General features: G+C 63.4%; 20 protein-coding genes. 9 read left to right on the top strand and 11 right to left on the bottom strand.

The window, feature by feature from the left end; translation table 11 throughout:
• Positions 1-8 precede the first annotated feature (8 nt).
• The 3 genes from BTHE68_RS21765 (at position 9) to BTHE68_RS21755 (ending at position 2,478) form a co-directional block, all read left to right on the top strand.
• Positions 9-824 (top strand): enoyl-CoA hydratase/isomerase family protein, encoded by an 816-nt coding sequence (locus BTHE68_RS21765; protein WP_162068402.1) that lies wholly within the window; start codon positions 9-11, stop codon positions 822-824.
• A 38-nt stretch (positions 825-862) separates the two neighbouring features.
• Positions 863-1,858 carry an MDR family oxidoreductase gene (locus BTHE68_RS21760; protein WP_162068401.1) on the top strand — a complete coding sequence of 332 codons (996 nt, stop codon included), beginning with the start codon at positions 863-865 and terminating at the stop codon, positions 1,856-1,858.
• 101 nt (positions 1,859-1,959) lie between these two features.
• The gene (locus tag BTHE68_RS21755; protein ID WP_061176954.1) at positions 1,960-2,478 is read left to right on the top strand and encodes a GNAT family N-acetyltransferase; all 519 of its coding nucleotides are present in this window, start codon (positions 1,960-1,962) and stop codon (positions 2,476-2,478) included.
• 11 nt (positions 2,479-2,489) lie between these two features.
• On the opposite strand, the gene BTHE68_RS21750 is transcribed toward BTHE68_RS21755, so the two are convergent.
• From BTHE68_RS21750 to BTHE68_RS21715, 8 genes are all read right to left on the bottom strand, one after another.
• A complete protein-coding gene (locus BTHE68_RS21750) occupies positions 2,490-3,707 on the bottom strand; it encodes an MFS transporter (protein WP_232078074.1) in 1,218 nt (405 codons plus the stop codon).
• Positions 3,708-3,776: 69 nt separating this feature from the next.
• Positions 3,777-4,967, bottom strand: a complete 1,191-nt coding sequence (locus tag BTHE68_RS21745) for a M20 aminoacylase family protein (protein WP_162068400.1) — start codon at positions 4,965-4,967, stop codon at positions 3,777-3,779.
• Between the two features lie 13 nt (positions 4,968-4,980).
• Positions 4,981-5,475, bottom strand: coding sequence for a 6,7-dimethyl-8-ribityllumazine synthase (locus BTHE68_RS21740; protein ID WP_162068399.1), 495 nt, complete (start codon positions 5,473-5,475; stop codon positions 4,981-4,983).
• Between the two features lie 58 nt (positions 5,476-5,533).
• The gene (locus BTHE68_RS21735; RefSeq protein ID WP_162068398.1) at positions 5,534-7,009 is read right to left on the bottom strand and encodes a sodium:solute symporter family protein; all 1,476 of its coding nucleotides are present in this window, start codon (positions 7,007-7,009) and stop codon (positions 5,534-5,536) included.
• On the bottom strand, positions 7,006-7,227 hold the full coding sequence (locus tag BTHE68_RS21730) for a DUF3311 domain-containing protein (protein ID WP_162068397.1): 222 nt from the start codon (positions 7,225-7,227) through the stop codon (positions 7,006-7,008). Before BTHE68_RS21730 ends, BTHE68_RS21735 begins: the two co-directional genes overlap by 4 nt.
• A gap of 220 nt (positions 7,228-7,447) precedes the next feature.
• The gene (locus tag BTHE68_RS21725) at positions 7,448-8,878 is read right to left on the bottom strand and encodes an NAD-dependent succinate-semialdehyde dehydrogenase (protein WP_162068396.1); all 1,431 of its coding nucleotides are present in this window, start codon (positions 8,876-8,878) and stop codon (positions 7,448-7,450) included.
• Positions 8,879-8,905: 27 nt separating this feature from the next.
• Complete coding sequence (locus BTHE68_RS21720; RefSeq protein ID WP_162068395.1) at positions 8,906-9,418, bottom strand: flavin reductase; 513 nt, start codon at positions 9,416-9,418, stop codon at positions 8,906-8,908.
• A 31-nt stretch (positions 9,419-9,449) separates the two neighbouring features.
• Positions 9,450-10,823, bottom strand: a complete 1,374-nt coding sequence (locus tag BTHE68_RS21715; protein WP_162068394.1) for an LLM class flavin-dependent oxidoreductase — start codon at positions 10,821-10,823, stop codon at positions 9,450-9,452.
• Between the two features lie 163 nt (positions 10,824-10,986).
• Here BTHE68_RS21715 and BTHE68_RS21710 point away from each other — a divergent pair, with 163 nt between their 5' ends.
• The 6 genes from BTHE68_RS21710 to BTHE68_RS21685 all read left to right on the top strand — a co-directional run bounded on the left by BTHE68_RS21710 (position 10,987) and on the right by BTHE68_RS21685 (position 14,835).
• Positions 10,987-11,583, top strand: a complete 597-nt coding sequence (locus tag BTHE68_RS21710) for a helix-turn-helix domain-containing protein (protein ID WP_162068393.1) — start codon at positions 10,987-10,989, stop codon at positions 11,581-11,583.
• Between the two features lie 171 nt (positions 11,584-11,754).
• On the top strand, positions 11,755-12,069 hold the full coding sequence (locus BTHE68_RS21705) for a type II toxin-antitoxin system prevent-host-death family antitoxin (RefSeq protein ID WP_162068392.1): 315 nt from the start codon (positions 11,755-11,757) through the stop codon (positions 12,067-12,069).
• Entirely contained in the window at positions 12,066-12,416 is a 351-nt protein-coding gene (locus BTHE68_RS21700; protein ID WP_162068391.1) for a hypothetical protein, read from the top strand. The genes BTHE68_RS21705 and BTHE68_RS21700 overlap by 4 nt, the downstream gene beginning before the upstream one ends.
• A gap of 72 nt (positions 12,417-12,488) precedes the next feature.
• Positions 12,489-12,764, top strand: a complete 276-nt coding sequence (gene hfq, locus BTHE68_RS21695; RefSeq protein ID WP_162068390.1) for an RNA chaperone Hfq — start codon at positions 12,489-12,491, stop codon at positions 12,762-12,764.
• A gap of 83 nt (positions 12,765-12,847) precedes the next feature.
• Positions 12,848-13,495 (top strand): hypothetical protein, encoded by a 648-nt coding sequence (locus tag BTHE68_RS21690; RefSeq protein ID WP_162068389.1) that lies wholly within the window; start codon positions 12,848-12,850, stop codon positions 13,493-13,495.
• A gap of 122 nt (positions 13,496-13,617) precedes the next feature.
• Entirely contained in the window at positions 13,618-14,835 is a 1,218-nt protein-coding gene (locus BTHE68_RS21685; RefSeq protein WP_162068388.1) for a GGDEF domain-containing protein, read from the top strand.
• Between the two features lie 66 nt (positions 14,836-14,901).
• Here BTHE68_RS21685 and BTHE68_RS21680 read toward each other — a convergent pair whose 3' ends face one another.
• From BTHE68_RS21680 to BTHE68_RS21670, 3 genes are read right to left on the bottom strand one after another with little or no spacing between them, the layout of a single operon-like run.
• A complete protein-coding gene (locus BTHE68_RS21680) occupies positions 14,902-16,215 on the bottom strand; it encodes an MFS transporter (protein ID WP_162068387.1) in 1,314 nt (437 codons plus the stop codon).
• Complete coding sequence (locus BTHE68_RS21675; RefSeq protein WP_162068386.1) at positions 16,212-16,754, bottom strand: GAF domain-containing protein; 543 nt, start codon at positions 16,752-16,754, stop codon at positions 16,212-16,214. The genes BTHE68_RS21680 and BTHE68_RS21675 overlap by 4 nt, the downstream gene beginning before the upstream one ends.
• Before the next feature lie 23 nt (positions 16,755-16,777).
• On the bottom strand, positions 16,778-18,187 hold the full coding sequence (locus BTHE68_RS21670) for an MFS transporter (RefSeq protein ID WP_162068385.1): 1,410 nt from the start codon (positions 18,185-18,187) through the stop codon (positions 16,778-16,780).
• Positions 18,188-18,212: the final 25 nt, after the last annotated feature.

Raw genomic sequence — 18,212 nt, 5'->3', positions numbered from 1 at the left:
GACCCCCGATGTCCGAATTCACCACGCTCAAGTATGAAGTCAAAGACTCGATCGCGATCGTCACGCTGAACCGGCCCGAGCGCCTGAACGCGCTGGGAAAGAAGTCGCTGCAGGAAATCAACGCGGTCATGGACCGGGCGGAAGCCGATCAAGGCGTTCGCGCCATCGTCATCGCTGGTGAGGGAAAGGCGTTCTCGTCGGGCTTCGACCTGAAGGAACAGATGGAAGCGCGTCCGGAAGGCGCGGCTGTGTGGCGCGAAATCCTCGACCGCGACTTCGATACGACCATGCGCTTCTGGGACTGCCCGAAGCCGACCATCGCCGCAGTCCACGGCGCCTGTCTCGCGGGCGCGTTCGAAATCGTGCTCGCCTGCGATATCACCGTGGCCGCGCGCTCGGCGATCTTCGGCGAGCCGGAGCTCAAGTTCGGCGCGGGCATCGTCACCATGCTGCTGCCGTGGATGACCAATCCCAAGCAGGCCAAAGAAATCATTCTGACCGGCCTCGACCATATCGCGGCGGAGAAGGGCGCCGAACTCGGGTTCGTCAATCGCGTCGTCGACGACGGCGAGCACCTGAACGAGGCGCTGCGGATTGCTCGCACGATGTGCGTCATCGACCCGAACCTGATGCGCGAAACCAAGCGGGCGATCAATCACAGCTTCGAGGCGCGCGGCATGAAGGAGACGCTCAAGCACGCGCTCGATATCGACCATGCCGTCGAGACGGCGGTGTCGCCCGACAAAAAGGCGTTCATGGAAGTCGCGCGCGCGCAAGGCATGCGCGAAGCCATCCGCTGGCGCGACCGCCGTTTCGAAGACTAATGCTTCTAGACCCAATCATCTCAACTGGAGAACACGTAATGTCCGGACAGACGTTCAATGCAATGATGCTGCGCGAGGAAGACAGGAAGACCAAGGCCGCGATCGAGAAGCTGAGCTTCGACGCGCTGCCGGGTGAAGACACGCTGGTGAAGATCGAATACTCGACGATCAACTTCAAGGACGCGCTGGCTGTCACCGGCAAGGGAAAGATCGTCAAGACGTGGCCGCTCGTGCCGGGTATCGACTTCTCCGGAGAAGTGGTCGAAACGTCGAATCCGAATCTGCGCGCCGGGCAGAAGGTCGTGCTCACGGGCTGGAGCGTGGGCGAGAAATACTGGGGCGGCTACAGCCAGTATCAGCGCGTGCGCGGCGAATGGCTGGTGCCGCTGCCGGAAGGGCTCACGACCCGCCAGGCGATGATGATCGGCACCGCCGGCTTTACCGGCATGCTGTGCGTGAATGCGCTCGAAGGCGCAGGCATCACGCCGGCGAGCGGTCCGGTGCTCGTGACGGGCGCGGCCGGAGGCGTGGGCAGCGTCGCCGTCGCCGTGCTGAGCAAGCTCGGCTACGAAGTGTGCGCGCTGACCGGCAACGAAGAGAAGCACGAATATGTCAAAGGCCTCGGCGCGAAGGCGTTTGCCGATGGCCCGCAGTGGGCCGAAGCACCGCGCGCGCTCGAAGCGCAGAAATGGGCGGCCGCGATCGACACCGTCGGTTCGAAAGTACTCGCCCGCGTACTCGCCGAGATGAACTACAACGGCGTGGTTGCCGCGTGCGGCCTTGCCGGCGGCGCAGACTTGCCGACCACCGTCATGCCGTTCATCTTGCGCGGCGTCCGGCTGATCGGCGTGGATTCGGTGATGCTGCCATCAAAAGATCGCATCAAGGCATGGAACCGCATCGTCATCGATCTGCCGGCAACGCTGCTCGACGGCATCACCGCGCAGACGGTCCGCCTCGAAGAAGTGGGCGCGGCGGCCGAGGCGATGCTGGCGGGTCAGCTGAGAGGCCGTGTCCTGGTCGACGTCAACTGACATGGAACGCAACGCCCGGGCAGAGCCCATCCTATTGGCACGTGATTTTCGTTCGGATACTATGGTGGACATTGGTCAACTATGAAATACGGATTCGAACGATGCCTATCCGCGATGCAGGCCTGGACGACCTCCCGGTCATCACCTCGATCTATAACGACGCCGTGCAGCACACGACGGCGATCTGGAACGACAAGCTCGTCGATGTAGCCAACCGCACGCAATGGCTGGCCGAGCGTCAGAAGCAGGGCTATCCGGTCCTGGTTTCAGTCGATGAAAACGGCCAAGTTCTCGGCTATGCGTCGTTCGGCGACTGGCGAGCGTTCGACGGTTACCGGCATACCGTCGAGCACTCGGTCTACGTGCACGCCGGTCAGCGCGGCAAGGGCATTGGCGAGGCGCTGATGCTCGCGCTGCTGGAGCGCGCGCGCCGCATTGGCAAGCACGTCATGGTCGCCGCAATCGAGTCAGGCAACAAGGGCTCGATTCGTTTGCACGAGAAGCTCGGTTTCCAGCACGTGGGCCAGTTGCCTCAGGTCGGCATGAAGTTTGGCGTCTGGCTCGATCTCACGTTCCTGCAACTGATTCTGGATGATCGCGAGAAGCCGGACGACGCTTGAATTCGCGCCGGCTACGCTTTCGACGTTGCGCCTCTCGACTGCCGCCTGAGAACTGGGGCGAATCCCATCAGGCCAGCGATCGGGCCGATCACGAGCAGCCACGCCGAGTCGAGCCCGACTCTTTCAAACAGCGCCGTTGCCGCCGAAATCGATACGACCGTGATGGCGAAGCCGATCGAGTTCTGAATCGCCAGCGCGCTTCCCACGAGTTCGGGCGGACAGGCCCTGGCGGAGAGCGCGGAAAACTGCGGCGAGTCCGCGACCACGGCGGCGCCCCACACGAGCAGCAGAACAAACAGCAGCGGGGCGCCTGCATCGCGCCACATCAGGGCGAACAACACACAGCACGTACCCGATATCGCCAGCGCGCCCGCGGCGACGCCCGCACTGCCGATTCTCCGGGAGAGCATGCCGCCGGCGAGACAGCCGGCCGAGCCGGCCGCGAAGATAAAAAACGAAAGACCGGAAACACCGCCTGCGTGAATGCCGTGCGCCAGCGATGACCGTGCAATGTAAAGCGGCACCAGCGTCCAGAACGCATAGAGCTCCCACATGTGGCCGAAATAGCCCAGCGCCGCGCCGCGAAAGTCGGGACGTTGAAGTGCGTGGAACACGCCGGGCGATGGGGATACCGTGCTCCTGCGGGTGAGATGGGATTTGTTTCGTGTATGCGGCCCGTCGCCGAGCAGGAAGATCAGGACGCCGGCCAGCAACGCCAGCATCGAAGACGCCACGATGATGCCCTGCCACGGCAGATCGGTGCCTGCCACTTTCAGCGCATGGGGAAGTCCTGAGCCCAGCGTCAGCATCGCGACGAGCTGGGCCAGCGCCGGACCGGTTTTCTCCGGCACCCAGCTGACGACGAGCTTCATGCCCATCGGATAGATGCCAGCCAGACAGATGCCGACGAGAAATCGACATATCGCGCCGGAGACGATCCCCGTGGCGAGCAGCGCGAACATCGCATTGAAGAGGGCCCCGAAAATGGCGCTCCATACGAAGATGGCACTCGCGCGAAACCGGTCGGCGCCGCCGGTCAGCGACATCGTCAACGTGCCGAGGATGAAGCCGGCCTGCACTGCGCTCGTCAGCCAGCCGATATCCGCTGCGGTGGCGTGCCACGCGCGCGTAATTTCAGAAGCAGCACCGTTCGCGCTGAACCACAGCGAGGTGCCGAACAACTGCGCGAGCGAGATGACCGTCACAGGCCCGACGCGCTCGGCGAGCATTCGCCGTACGCCAGTGCATTGCGCCATTGCCAAAGAGGTGTCTCCTGTTGTTTCGTTCGGGCACGCGGATCAGCGCGCCTCGAACGGGCGTTGGAAGTAACTGTGTGCAAGCGCCGCCCAATAGCGGACGCCTGCTGGAATGAGCGCGTCGTTGAAGTCGTAGGCCGGGTGATGCAGACCTGCATCGCCGCCCGCTCCCGCCAGGACGTACGCGCCCGGTCGTGCCTCCAGCATGAAGCCGAAGTCCTCGGAGGTCATGTTCGGCTCGACGTTCAGATGAACGCGCTCGTCGCCGAAGGTCGAGCGCAGCACGGCCGCGCAGAAATCGGTCTCGGCCTTCGTATTGACGGTCGCCGGGTAGTACTGAAAGAACTCCGTCTCGATCCGCACGCCGTAAGATTGCGCGGCGCCCTGACAAAGACGGTCCACGCCTTCCCTGATTTCCTTAAGCAGGCGGGACGACAAGGTGCGAATGGTGCCCCGCATCTCGACTGTTTCAGGCAATACGTTGTCCGTTTCTCCGGCGTGGATCATGCACACGGACAGCACGGCCGGGTCGACCGGGTCCTTGTGTCTCGCGCAAAGCGTCTGGAATTGAAGAACGAGCGCGCACGCGATCGGCACGGGGTCGACACCTCGATGCGGTTGCGCCGCGTGCGCGCCGACGCCTTTCACCGTGATACGAAAGCGCGTGCCGGCGGCCATGATGGGTCCCGCGCGCAAGCCGAAGTGTCCCGCGGGAAGGCCGGGCCAGTTGTGCATCGCGAATACGGCCTCGCTCGGGAATCGATCCAGCAGGCCCTCGTCGAGCATGCGCTTCGCCCCGGCGCCGCCTTCCTCGGCTGGCTGAAAGACAAAGTGAACCGTGCCGGGCAGTCGCGGAAGCTGCCGGAGAACGCGCGCCGCGGCCAGCAGCATCACGGTGTGCCCATCGTGACCGCAGGCATGCATGCGACCTTCGTGACGAGACGCATACGCGTGCTGGCTGGTTTCGCGGATAGGCAGCGCGTCCATATCCGCGCGAAGCAGAATCGCGCGTGCAGGGTCGATGCCGGGCAGGCTCGCGACCACGCCGGTTCCTCCCAGCCCTCGCGTAACCTCGTAGCCGGCCTGCCGCAGCTCTTCGGCCACCACGTCCGAGGTCCGGACTTCCTCGTAGCGCAGCTCCGGGTGCGCGTGCAGATCGTGCCTCAGTGAAACCCAGCGGGGCAGATGCTTGTCGATCAGCTCGCCGAGCCGGGTTGTCGTGTCTGAATTCATGCTCTTCCGGTGTCTATGTCAGCGTCTCGACCCGATACCTGTCGAGGGGTTCGAGGCCGAGTAGCTGCTGCATGCAGGCCTCGGCCAGCTCGCTTCCCTTGATCGAGAAGTGATCCTTGAAAAAGTGCAGATGAGTTGCGTGCTCGTGGAAGTGGTGCGGCGCGAGCACCATCGAGAAAACGGGGACGTTCTCGTCCAGCTGCACGCGCATCAATGCGTCGACGACCGTGCTCGCGACGAAATCATGGCGATAGATTCCTCCGTCGACGACGAATGCCGCGCCTGCTATCGCGGCGTAACGTCCGCTGGCGGCGAGACGCCGCGCGAACAACGGAATCTCGAAAGCGCCGGGGACGGTGAAATAGTGGATCCGGCTGCCGTCGAGGCCATTGCTCTGCATGCGGCGCGCGAAGGCTTCCCTGCCCGGCGCCAGAATGTCCTGGTGCCATCCCGCCTCGACGTAGGCGATCTTGAACCCGGACTCGCAGTCTTCGGAATGTCTGTTCATCGTGTCATCCTCGATACGCCCTTGCGAGAGTCTGAAACGCTTGCAAGGGCCGTGCTCGTCAGAGCGCCGTCGCGCCGCTGCGAGCTTCATCGGTCGCGCGCCTCGTGAGCAAGGTCACGACGACCAGCGTCATCACGTTGAGCACCAGCGCAACGATGCCTACGTTCAGGTCCTTCAGCGCGTCGGGAAGGAACGGGAACAGTTGCGCGATCGTGCTCCTGGTGAGCGACACGGCGGCGACGGTCGCTTCGCCGACGATGATGCTCGCGAACGCGGCCGCTCGTGTGACCGGGTTATGGCGCAGCAGCGAGGCGACGAGGACCGGAAACAACTGCGTCACGAGGGCGTACGCCATGAGCAGCAGCGACACGATGGTCTGGCCGCCCTGAAGCGTGAAGAAGACCGCGCCCAGCATGATGACCGGCGCAATCCAGCGCGCCGACGCGGCGATGTGCTGCTTGCTCGCGTTGGGGCGCGCCACGCGGTAGACGTTGTTCGCAAGCAGGGTCGATGCGGTCATCAGGATCATCGAACCGGGGACGATCGCCGTCAGCACGCCGGCCGCGCCGATCACGCCGACGAACCAGGGATCGAACGTCGCCATCGAGATCTTGAGCAGCGCAAGGTCGATTTCGCTTCCCTTGAGGCCCGGAATGCGCAGGACCGCCGCGAAGCCCACGAAGAAAATGAACAGCAGCATGAGTTGATAGATCGGCAGCACATAGGCATTCCGGCGCAGCACGTCCTCGCGTCTGGCGGTGTACGTCGCCATGAACATGTGCGGCCACATGTAGAAGCCGAGTGTCGAGAGCAGCACCGTCGAGACCAGCCACACCGGACTTTCACCACGTGACGACAAGGCAAGGAAGCCCGGCTTCGCTTCGTCGATGGCGGCGAACATCGCGCCAATGCCGCCGTAGTAATGGAACGGCAGATACAGTCCCAGAAAGACTGCGACGCCCATCACGAGAATGTCCTTCACGACGGAGGTCCATGCGGAACCATGCACGCCGGACAGCGCAACATAGACGGCGACGACCGTGGCCCCGATCCAGACGCCCTGCGTGGACGACACGGCCGAATACGAGGCCACCGTCACGATGATGCCCAGCCCCTTCAGTTGCAGCACCAGATACGGAATGAGCGCGACGATGCCGACGATCGCCACCAGCACGCCGAGCAGCGGACTGCCGTACTTCGCGGCGAAGAAGTCGGGTTGCGAGATGAGGCCGCGCTGCTTCGCATATCGCCAGATCGGCGGGAGCAGCCAGTAGGACAGCACGAAGCACAGACTGCCGTAGCCGATCATGTAGTAAGCGGCGCCGCCGTGTCCGTACGCGTATCCGCTGCCGCCGAGAAACACGAACGTCGTATAGATCTCTCCCGCCATCAGAAGAAACACGATCGCCGTGCCGAATCCGCGCCCGCCGACGGCCCATTGTTCGAGACTCATGCCTTTGCCCGGACGGGCGCGGATGCCCAGGAACAACGCGAGCGCCATGGCCGCGAAGATGATCAAAAGTGCGCTATTCATGCATGGTCTCCCGCCATTTCTTCACTGGTTTTGATGCGGTGCTTGCTGTCCGAGCGATAGACGAGGGCCATCACGATCGACGTGATGACGAGCGTCCCGGCCAGCCAGGCAAGCAGAAACGGCATGCCCAGGACGAACGGCGTCACACGATTCAGAAAGAACGGCCCGAGCAATACGAACGCGGGCGGCAAAACGACGAGGGTGTGGATGGGACGCATCGAGACTCCACAAGCTTTTATGATGAAAAGACGAGCGGAGCCGCGGGATGCCATATCCCGGACGAGAACGCCGTCAACCTGTGCGGTGTTGCCTTGCCCCGGAATGCTCACCGCCGGCATTCCGTCTTGCACGCGCCGGAGCGCGAGGAAACTTCACGTAGGGTGATCTGGCCGATTCCCGCCCGATGCTGTCAGGTCAGGTTCGCCCGCGACGCGCGGCTCACACGATCAGGTGGGAGATGCTCTTGACCGTCGTGTAGCACTCCAGGCCTTCTGTTCCGCCCTCGCGTCCGTAGCCGCTTTCCTTCACGCCTCCGAAGGGCGTCTCCGAGACCGCCGATACGAAATGGTTGATCGCGAGATTCCCGACCTCCATTTCCTGTCCCAGCCGGTATGCCGTCGCGGCGGAGCGCGTGAACGCATAGCCCGCGAGCCCGAAGGGCAGGGCGTTGGCCCGGGCGATGGCTTCATCGAGCGAATCGAACGGCGTGACGAGGCACACCGGTCCGAAAGGCTCCTCGTGCATGATGCGGGCGGACTCGGGCACGTCGGCGAGCACCGTGAACGGGAACAGGTAACCCGCTCCGGGCAGTCGTTTGCCGCCACACATCAGACGCGCGCCTGCATCCAGCGCGTTCTGGACCAGCGCTTCGATCGCCTCGAGCCTGCGGCGGCTGGTGAGCGGGCCGATATCGCTGCCGGATTCGAGCGGATGGCCGACACGAATCTGCTTCGCGTGCCGCTCGAATGCGGACACGAACGCGTCATAGACCGCGCGATGCACGAAGTAGCGCGTCGGCGCCACGCAGACCTGTCCGGCGTTGTTGAGCTTGCCCTTTACGCAGGCGAGCGCGACCGAATCGACGTCGATGTCGTCGCTGATCACCACGGGCGCGTGTCCGCCTAGCTCCATGATCGCCGGCTTCATGAAGCGCGCGGCGAGCCCGGCGAGGTGCTTGCCGACAGGCGTGGAGCCGGTGAACGTGATGCCTCGCACGACCGGGTTCGAGATCAGATGCTCCGAAATCTGCGCGGGGTCTCCGTAGACGAGATTGAGCACGCCCGGGGGAAGACCCGCATCCATCAGTGCGGTCGCGAGCATGACCGCGCCCGCCGGCGTTTCCTCTGCCGGCTTGAGAATGATCGAGCAGCCGCTCGCCAGTGCGCCGCCGACCTTGCGCGCGGGCGAACTCATCGGGAAGTTCCACGGCGTGAACGCGGCGATGACACCGAGCGGTTCGCGTATCACCGTGTGCCGCATGCCCGGTTCCGCCGGAATCACGCGGCCGTACAGACGCTTGCCTTCATTCGCGTCCCAGGCCATCAGGTCGCAACTGCGCAGCACTTCGGCGCGCGCTTGCGCCAGCGTCTTGCCTTGCTCCATCGCGATGACCGGCGCGATCGCCTCGATCCGCTCGCGCAACAGCTCCGTCGCACGCAGGATGACTTCCGCGCGCCGCGCGGGCGGCGTGCGCTTCCAGACCTGAAGCCCGCCTTGCGCCGCGACGAGCGCGTCGTCGAGGTCACGCGGTGCTGCGTGCGGAACCATGCCGATCACGGTTTCGTCAGCCGGGCTGATGACCGGCTGGCCCGGCGCGTCGCGCCACTGGCCGTCGATGAGCAGCTGAATCTTTGGGTAATTGAATGGCATTAAAGAATCTCGATCGGAATTCGACGTTCAGGCCGCTACGGCCGACAGAGCGGCAGCCGTGTTGCCGACGCGATGAAAATTGCGCGCGTAGTAGATGAGCGCATCGGCTTCGCTGCGTGTCCGGGTGGCTTCGATGGTGCAGAAGAAGACCGTGTGGGTGCCGACTTCCGTGGTGGAACGGACTGCGCAATCCAGCGCGCTGATCGCATCCGCGAGTACCGGCGCACCGGTTTCGAGCGCGTTCCACTCGCCGCAGGCGTAGCGTTCGTCCATGCTGGCGTCCTTGGTCGCGAAGCGCGCGGCGATGTGCTGCTGGTCGGCCGACAGCACGTTGACGCACAGGACGCCGTTCTCGCGAATGATGGCGTTGTTGCGGCTCGACCGGTTGATGCAGACGAGCAGCGTCGGCGGCTCGTCGGTGACCGCGCATACGGCCGAGGCGGTGCAGCCCGCGCGCCCGGCGACGCCATCGGAGGTAATCACGTTGACGGACGCACCCAGGCCCGCCATGGCTTCTCGGAAGCTTGTCTTGTTGATCATGATTTCGCCCGATCCGGTTGAAGATGAGGTATCAAAGGGTCTGCTCGAAGCCGCCGCGATACTGCGCCGCCGGATGCGATCCGGGCAGGCGCGCATGGCCGAAGAGCTTCTCGCGATAAGTCCCGTCGCGATACGCCGTCTTGTAGGCGCCGCGTTCCTGCAGGACCGGAATCAGGAGGTCGACGACGTCGTCGAAACATTCGGGCACCACCGTGCGCGACAGATTGAAACCGCCGATGCCGGTTTCCTCCATCCACGCCATCATCAGATCGGCGATGCTTTGCGCCGAGCCGACCCACGGCGTCTGCCGGCTGCCGAGCACCATCTGTTCGAGCAGCTTGCGACGTGTCCATTGAGGGCCCGCGCTGCGCGTCATCGCTTCGACATTCGAGACGATGGCCTGGCTCTTCTGCGTGTCGATGGGTTCGTCGATGTCGTAACGCGAGAAGTCGATTCCCAGCGACGCCGCCGCGTGCGCAAGCGCCGCCTCCGAACTCACGTAGCGCCGATAGTCTTCGAGCTTGTCGCGCGCTTCCGCGTCCGTGCGGCCGATCACCAGCGACGCACCCATGAAGATGTTCACGTCGTCTGTCCGACGGCCGTACTGGACGGCCCTCTGCCGGATGTCGCCGACGATTTCCCGGATACCTTCCTTCTTCTGCCCGTTCACGAACACACATTCGGCGTGGGTCGCGGCGAACTGCCTGCCGCGCGTCGACGAACCCGCCTGATAGAGCACCGGCGTGCGCTGAGGCGAGGGCGCGCAGAGGTGCATCGCATCGACCTTGTATTGCGCGCCGTGGTGATGAATCGAGCGCACGCGCGACGGCGACGCATAGACGCCGCTTTCGCGGTCGTTGAGCACGGCGTCATCCGCCCAGCTTCCTTCCCAGAGCTTGTAGACGAGCGACATGTATTCGTCCGCGAGGTCATAGCGGTCGTCGTGGGCGAGCTGGTGATCGATACCGATGGCCCGCGCCGCGCTGTCCAGATAGCCGGTGACGATGTTCCATCCGATACGCCCGCCGGTGAGATGATCCAGCGTCGACATCCGGCGCGCGAACAGAAAAGGTTGTTCGTAAGTGAGGTTGCAGGTCACGCCGAAACCCAGATGCTTCGTGACGGCGGCCATGGCGGGCACGATCATCAGCGGATCGTTGGCGGGCACCTGCACCGCGCCGCGCAACGAGGCATCGGCGCTGCCGCCGTAGACGTCGTAGACGCCCACGACGTCCGCGAGGAACAGTCCGTCGAAAAGCCCGGCTTCGAGCTTCTTCGCATAGTCCATCCAGTACTGGAGTTCGGAGTATCGGCCGGACTGGTCGCGCGGATGCGTCCAGAGGCCCTGCTGAATGTGGCCGACACAGTTCATGTCGAATGCGTTGAGGCGGATTTCCTGCGGCATAGTCGTGTCCTTTATTCGATGGCGCCCGGCGACGCCTGAACTTGATGTGTTTACTATAGTGGACGATCGACTACGGTAAAAAGAATTTGCCTCAGGGTTTACGCTCGGCGTTGGCAGTCTGCGACGGACCTGCGCCGCGGGCCGAACATGGCCGCCGCTTATAATGCGTCGCTCCGATATCCAACCGACGACGAGGCTCCGAGTGACGAATGACCCGACCGACGCCATTGCCACGCGCATCAAGATCGAGCGCGAACGGCGAAACTGGTCGCTTTCCGAGCTTGCGGAGCGTTCTGGCGTATCGAAAGCCATGATCAGCAAGATCGAGCGCGGCGAGGCTAGCCCAACCGCGACTTTGCTCGGCCGGCTGTCCGGCGCGTTCGGACTGCAACTATCGACCTTGCTGGCTCTTGCCGAGCAGGCGGGATTGCGAATCAGCCGCGCGGATGCGCAGCCTGTCTGGAAAGACCCGGAGACGGGATATACCCGGCGCGTGCTGTCGCCGCTGAATGGTTCGGTGCTCGAATTGGTCGAGGTCAATCTGCCCGCGCACACGAGAGTGTCCTACCCGCCGTCCGCGTTCACGTTCCAGCATCAGCAGATCTGGGTGACATCGGGCACGCTGCTTTTCGAGGAGGGTGAGGTCACGCATACGCTCAATGCGGGCGATTGCCTGCAACTCGGGCCGCCTGTGCAATGCACGTTCGTCAATTCGACCGATGAGGCGTGCACTTACGTACTGGGGCTCGTCAAGCGTTAGGCATTGGCATGTCGACGATGGCCTCCCGTCGTTTCTTATCTATTTGTAGATAGACACTTGCGCCGAGAATTATGACGGTCGCACTTTTTTTGGTTTCACGGGAAACGTGCTTGACATACACGACCGCGCGGGGTGTGTTACCTTAACGAATTCGTTAATGGATACATGAAAATGGCAATCCGCGCCCAAGACGTGGTCCCCATCAGTGAGGCTCGGGCGCGTCTGACCGAGCTGGCCGATGACGTCGTCGCCGGCGCTGAGAAGGTCTTGACGAAAAACGGTTCCGCTTTCGTCGCGATCGTCGACGCGAGGAAGCTTGACTATTATCATGAGCTCGAGCGCCACGAGCGGGGCCGCTTGTTGATGCTCTCGGACGCGGAACGCGGGATGCACGACGTGCTCGCCGGCCGGACTTCGTCTGCCGAAGATTTCAGGCGCGCGTTGCAAGAGCGTGCCGAGGAACGCCGCATCAAGGGCCAGACATGATCGTCGTTGACGTCGCTGACTCGTTCAGCGAGTCCCTCGATGCCATCGAAGCGTGCACGGCCGCACGATGGTCCGACGATCTTGAAGGCGAAATAGTTGAGCTTATTGCGCGTCTGGAGCAGTATCCCAGGATTGGTCGTCGAGCAAATTTCTATTCAGTGACTTCAGCCGCATCGCAGGCTTGGCTGCAGCAAGTTGAGCAGTTGGCTGCACAGGCTCAGTTGTTTGAATTTCGGGAGTCTGTTCTCTCCGCCTATCTCATCCTGTACGCGTGTTCCGACACGCGCGTGATCCTGCATTCGATCCGCTACGAACAAGAGGCCAAGTACGGCCTCGATGCTGTCTGAAGCATCCGTGGCTTGCAGATCGGACCCGATCGGATGGCTCGAACTCATCAAATCTCAAAGGCAAAAACTGATATGGCGCAGAACCAACCCGGTGTACAAGGCGACTTTCTCAATGCGTTGAGAAAGGAACGAAAGCGCGTGGCGATATATCTGGTCAACGGAATCCGACTGGTTGGGCACATTCAATCATTCGATACGTACATGCTCTATCTCAATTCGACCACGGGATCCCAGATGATCTTCAAGCACTCGATTTCGACCATCGGCGAAGATACGGGTCCGGCCGTTCGGTCAAACAGCCGTGCGGGCGGATCGCGCGAGTTCACAAATCGTTCTCACGCAAAATAGGCCGCTCACGACGTTTCCAGGGGTCCAGCGGCGGCGGAAGGCTCAACGCCGCGTTCGCTGTCAGCCAAGGAGCCAAAGAGACCATGAACAAAGCAAAGCCGAAACTGACACGTCAAGACGCTGAGCGCCTCTTCGAGGGCCTGCCTGCGGGAGCAACCGCGAGGGCGTCGAGGCGTCCCGAGAATCCTTTCGGGCCGGACGCGTCCGACGTCGTGAAGCGCGTCGAAGACGAATCCACGCTCTGGAAAGACAACCTGATCACGCTCCCGGTGGCAATCGAGTTGCCTAGCGGCTATGACTCCGTGTCTCGCATGCGCGAAGCCATTGCGCGAGCTTTGCGCGTGAAGTGGGTGAGGGAGGGAAAAGACGAGGTTGTCGCCGAATTTCCGGAAGGCTGGACGATGATTCGCCCAGGAAGTGGCCCCTGCGAGTTGCGAGACCCATCCGGCGTGGTCCGGGCGCTATTCGGTTGGGCCAGGAATGCCGAGCTCAGGATCCTGCCACGTTATCTGATTGAGTCCCAGACAAACAGCTCGAACGGGTTGGGAAGCGTGCTTGTTCGCGATCGCGGGAACGGTCGAATTCTGGAGCGGTCTTCCATCTGGTCGGCGCGCACCGGTACCAACCATCCGGATTGGACCAAGCTCGCAGCATGGCTTGATTCACGTTATCCAGACCATCACGATCCGCTGCGCTACTGGGATGATTGCGAGAAAAATATCCGAACCTGAGCCGGAAAATCGAGTTGAACGCGTCAGCCCAAATCAGACATGCTCTCCTCAATTTTCTGATCTTTCTGCCGTAAACGAGTCATGTTAGATCGTCTTCGGCTGGGAGAAAGCTCAGCGAGCGCATGCGTGTCGACCTCATCACCCTTTACCTGCTAGCAATCGGAACGCTTCTCGCCAGCAGCGCCCTGACGCTCTGGGAGCGTCGGTCGTATCCACGGCGCAGGCGCGAACTTGGCGTGCTCGCAGCAGGCTACGCCACGCTCGCGTTCGGCTGCGCCACTGCCGCGATTCGGCATAACGTTCCTGGCCTTCCCGGCGTCGTGGGCTCCGCGCTGGCGAACCTCATCATCGTCGGCGGGTATCTGCTGAACCTGCACGGCGTCGCGCTCCTGAACGGACGCCGCTACGGCCGGATTTCTCTCTGCATTGTTTCGATGCTCGCGCTCGCCTGGGCCATCGCGGGCGAGCACGGCGAAGCGGTCATGTGGGCGTACATCAGCGCCATCCCCATCTCCGTGGTGTGCGGTCTGACCGCGCGCGAACTCCTCAGCAACCGCGATTCGAAATGGAAGCAGTCGCGCAACATCGCCGTGGCCATCACGGGCGGTCACGCGCTCTTCTACGCGTTCAGGGCCACCGTTCTGCCGTGGCTGGCGGCATCGTTCGGACCGCATTTGCTGGCGATAGTCGGCCAGGTGACGATGTACGAAGGGGTGCTCTATTCGGTCATTCTGCCCATGACGCTCCTGCGCCTCGCGCGCGACGAAGCCCACGCCGATCTGCGACGCGAATCGCAGACCGATTACCTCACAGGCCTGGGCAACCGCCGATGGTTCTTCGAAGAAGGCGCGAGCGCAATCCGCGAGAGCAACGCCTTTGCACCCGTGTCCTGTCTCGCGCTCGACCTCGACCACTTCAAGGCGATCAATGACCGCTTCGGCCACGAAGCCGGCGATGAAGTGCTGAAGTCGTTCGCCACGGTTCTCCGCAGCGTGCTCGGACGCGATGCGATCCTGGCGCGTATCGGTGGTGAGGAGTTTGCCGCGCTGCTGCCGGGGCACGAAAGCGCCCGCGCGAAAGACCTGGCCGAAGCCGTGGTTCGTCGATTCTCGCAGACGGTCACGCGCACGGCGCGCGGGGTGGAGATCGCGGCGACGGTGAGCATCGGCATGGCGCGCTTCGGGGCCGAGGAAGACACGCTGGCAAAGGTGCTCGCAGCCGCGGATCGCGCGCTCTACGGCGCAAAATCGCGCGGTGGCAACCGGCTCGAGATCGCGCGCGCCGCAACGACCCGCGCGAATCTCGAGGATGCTCCGGATCGCCGTCTGACGGCCCTCTGAGCATACTTTCCGCCATCCGACGACGGGTTCAGCCGATGCTTCGTTGCGAGCGCCGGGCGGCCGGTATCACCGCGGGGTCAGCGCTTGCGCTGCGCCCTGATCCGCATTCGCGTCGCGCGCGGGAGTCGCTGGGCCGGGACCTCCCGGTTCCGGTGCGCTCGTGTCATAAAGGCGGTCGGGAATGAAGAACGCGCAGATGCCGCTCAGAAAGAACACTGCGCCGACCAGCAGAAAGCTCACACCGAACGTAAATTGCGTGGCGATATAGCCGATCACGACCGGCGCCGCACCCGAGCAGAAGCGGCCCACGTTATATGAACCGCCGACCGCCGTGCCGCGAATCCGCGTGGCGAAGCTCTCGGACATGAACGCGCCCATCGTTCCGAGCGGCACGCCGTAGAGAAACCCGAAGAACAGCATCAGCCAGACGATGTTCTCGCGCGTGTGAAGAAACACGATGACCGGCAGGAACAACGCCGCGCCGATGCAGCCGAGCACATATACGCCGCGCCGGCTCCACAGGTCGCCGACCCAGCCCGCGACGATCTTGCCCACGAACGCGACGACGTACGTGCCGATCATATAGCCCGCCATCGAGCCGAAGCGCACGTGCAGTTCTTTCTCCAGGTAGGTCGGCAGCCAGTTGTTCAGCCCGTAGAAGCCCGAAAGCGCGAACACGGATGCGAGCGCCCACAGGATGAACATCTTGCGTGCCTCCCGATCCGAGAAGATCAGGTAATAGCGATTCTCGCGCCATGTGCGGCGCACGCGCGGCGCGCCTTGCCGCATCGCCACGCTGGCGCGCCAGCCGGGCGGTTCGGGCACGAACCAGTGAATCGCCAGCGCCAGCACGACCGGAATCGTCGCGACGTAAAAGAGCATGCGCCAGCCGTAGAGCGGCAGGATCCAGTTGGCGAGCGAGATCACGACGATGTAGCCCGCCGACACCCCCGTCTGCAACATGCCGAGAATCAGGGAGCGCCGCCCGGTCGGTACATATTCGGCGACGAGCGTGCTCACGAGGACCATGCAGCCGATCCCGAGCGAGCTGATGAAGCGCACGAGGGCGAACTGCGCGAAGGTGTGCGTGAGCCCGAGCAGGCCCGCGCCGAGGGAGAAGAGCGCGAGCGCCCACACGACCACTCGCACGCGCCCGAGCGCATCGCTCGCCCAGCCGCCGAGGATGCCGCCTACCGCCATCCCGACGAGCGTCAGGCTGCCCAGCGCTCCGGCCTCGACATTGGTGAGCCCGAATTCGCTTTTGATGCGCGTGAGCGTGAGGCCGTACATCATGACGTCGGCGCCGTCGACGAGCAGCGCGAGATAGCCGAGCGCGAACACCATCAGCCAGCGCCCGGTTTCAGGAGAGGCGCGACTCATGAGCGCGGCGTCTCATCGGCGTACAGCGGCATGCGGGAGACCAGCGCGGGCGCCAGAAACGAGCCGAGCAGCACGCCCGTGTCCTCGTGCTCGCGTCTGTACCAGTGCTCGACGTGCGTGAGATTCATCGTGCCGATGCATTCGCCGTCATAGGCGATCGGGATGTTGAGGATCGAGCCCAGGCCCATGTTCGCCATCGTCATGTGATCGTCGAACGCGCGGCGGATGTCGTGCGCGGTCTCGCCGCGAAAAGGCCGCAAATCACGGAGGATTTGCGTCGCCCACGCGGTGTCGCGCTTCGTCTTGCGGCCCCCGGCCGGATAGATGTCGGGCATGTTGGTGAAGATGCGCTCGACCTCGTGATTGCGCGCATCGTAAGCCATGATGGTGAAAAGCCGGAAGCCGATCGTCTCGGCGGCGACTGCCGCGACCGCGTCGAAGAGCGTCGCCGGCTGGGCGGGCTCGCGCATCGCGCGGGCGAGCCGTTGAAGGTCGTTCAGTTGCAATGGGCGCGTCGTGTTTGCTTCCGTGTCCCGCATGATGTCGTTATCCGTGAAAGTGCTCAGCCGCCGAGGTTCGTGGAGGCGAGGTGCTCGCGTGCATCGCCGTCGATCGCGCCGTTGATTTCGATGTCTTCGAGCGAGCGATTGCGCGTCTCGATGCCGAGGAAGAACACGACGCACGCGCCCGCGAGCAGGACGGCGGTCGTCATCGCGAACACCCCGAAGAAGCCGAACGACGGATACACGATGCCGACGAGAATCGGCGCGCTCACCGAGCCGATGCGCCCGAACGAGGAAGACGACCCCGTGCCTGTCGTGCGGACCGCGGTCGGGAAAATTTCCGGCGTGTACGCATAGACGCCGGCGAACGCGCCGTTCATGAAGAACGACAGGCAGATGCCCGCCGCCATGATCTGCGTGCCGGTATGCGACAGCGACAGCATGATCGCCGCGATGCCGCCGAGCGTCATGTACGAGGCCACCACGCCCTTGCGTCCGATCTTCTCGTTGAGCCACGCCGCCGAGAAGTAGCCCGGGATTTGCGCGCCGTAGATGGCGATGGAAAAGCCGAAGCTCTTCGTGATCGTGAGCCCTTCCTTGACGAGCAGGCTCGGGATCCACGAGAAGAACGAGTAGTACGCGAAGGCCACGGCGAACCACATCAGCCAGCTCACGGCGGTCGTTCCCGCGAGGCGCTTCGACCACAGCGTCTTCACGTTGTGCCAGGCGCTGCCGCTGCTCCTGATCGCGGACGGAATCGTGCCCACAGCCGATAACGGAGCGAGTGCGATGCCGCGTTGCGCATACCAGGCCTCGATGTCGTCGACGATGCTGCCGGCCTCGGCGACGCGTCCCTGGCTTTCCATCCAGCGCGGCGATTCGGGCAGTGTGCGCCGCCACCACAGCAGCATCACGACGGGCAGGGCGGTGATGACCGCCAGATAGCGCCAGCCGTCCGGAAAATTGCGCACGACGGTATAGCCAAGGATCGACGAACTCAGATAACCGAACGACATGAAGCCCACCAATGCGCCGCAGAACATACCGCGATAGCGGCGCGGCACGAATTCGGCGAGAAACGGCGCAATCACGACGGTCTCGGCGCCCGAACCGAAGCCCGCAACGATGCGCAACACGAAGAACGTATGCCAGTCGTTGGCGGTGGCGCTCGCAAGCGACGCGACGCAATAGATCGCGAGCGCGCTCATCATGATGCGGCGCCGGCCGATGATGTCCGCCAGCACGCCCGACAGGAACGCGCCAAAGAAATAGCCGATATACGTGCTGCTCGCGACGAGTCCGGTCTGCGCGCTCGTCAGGTTCCACAGCTTGCTGACGACCGGAAGCAGGAACGCGAGCGACGACGAATCGAGGCCGTCGAACATATAGCCCATTCCGCCGATGATCAGCAGCTTGCGATGAAAGCCGGATAGCGGCAGCCGTTCGAGGCGGGCGGCGACAGCAGACATGATCGATGTTCTCCGATGGATGCTG

The organism is Burkholderia sp. THE68 (genome assembly GCF_009938265.1).
Lineage (GTDB): Bacteria > Pseudomonadota > Gammaproteobacteria > Burkholderiales > Burkholderiaceae > Caballeronia.
Note: the sequence above shows the minus strand (reverse complement) of the source record. Positions and strands in the feature narration are given on the sequence as shown.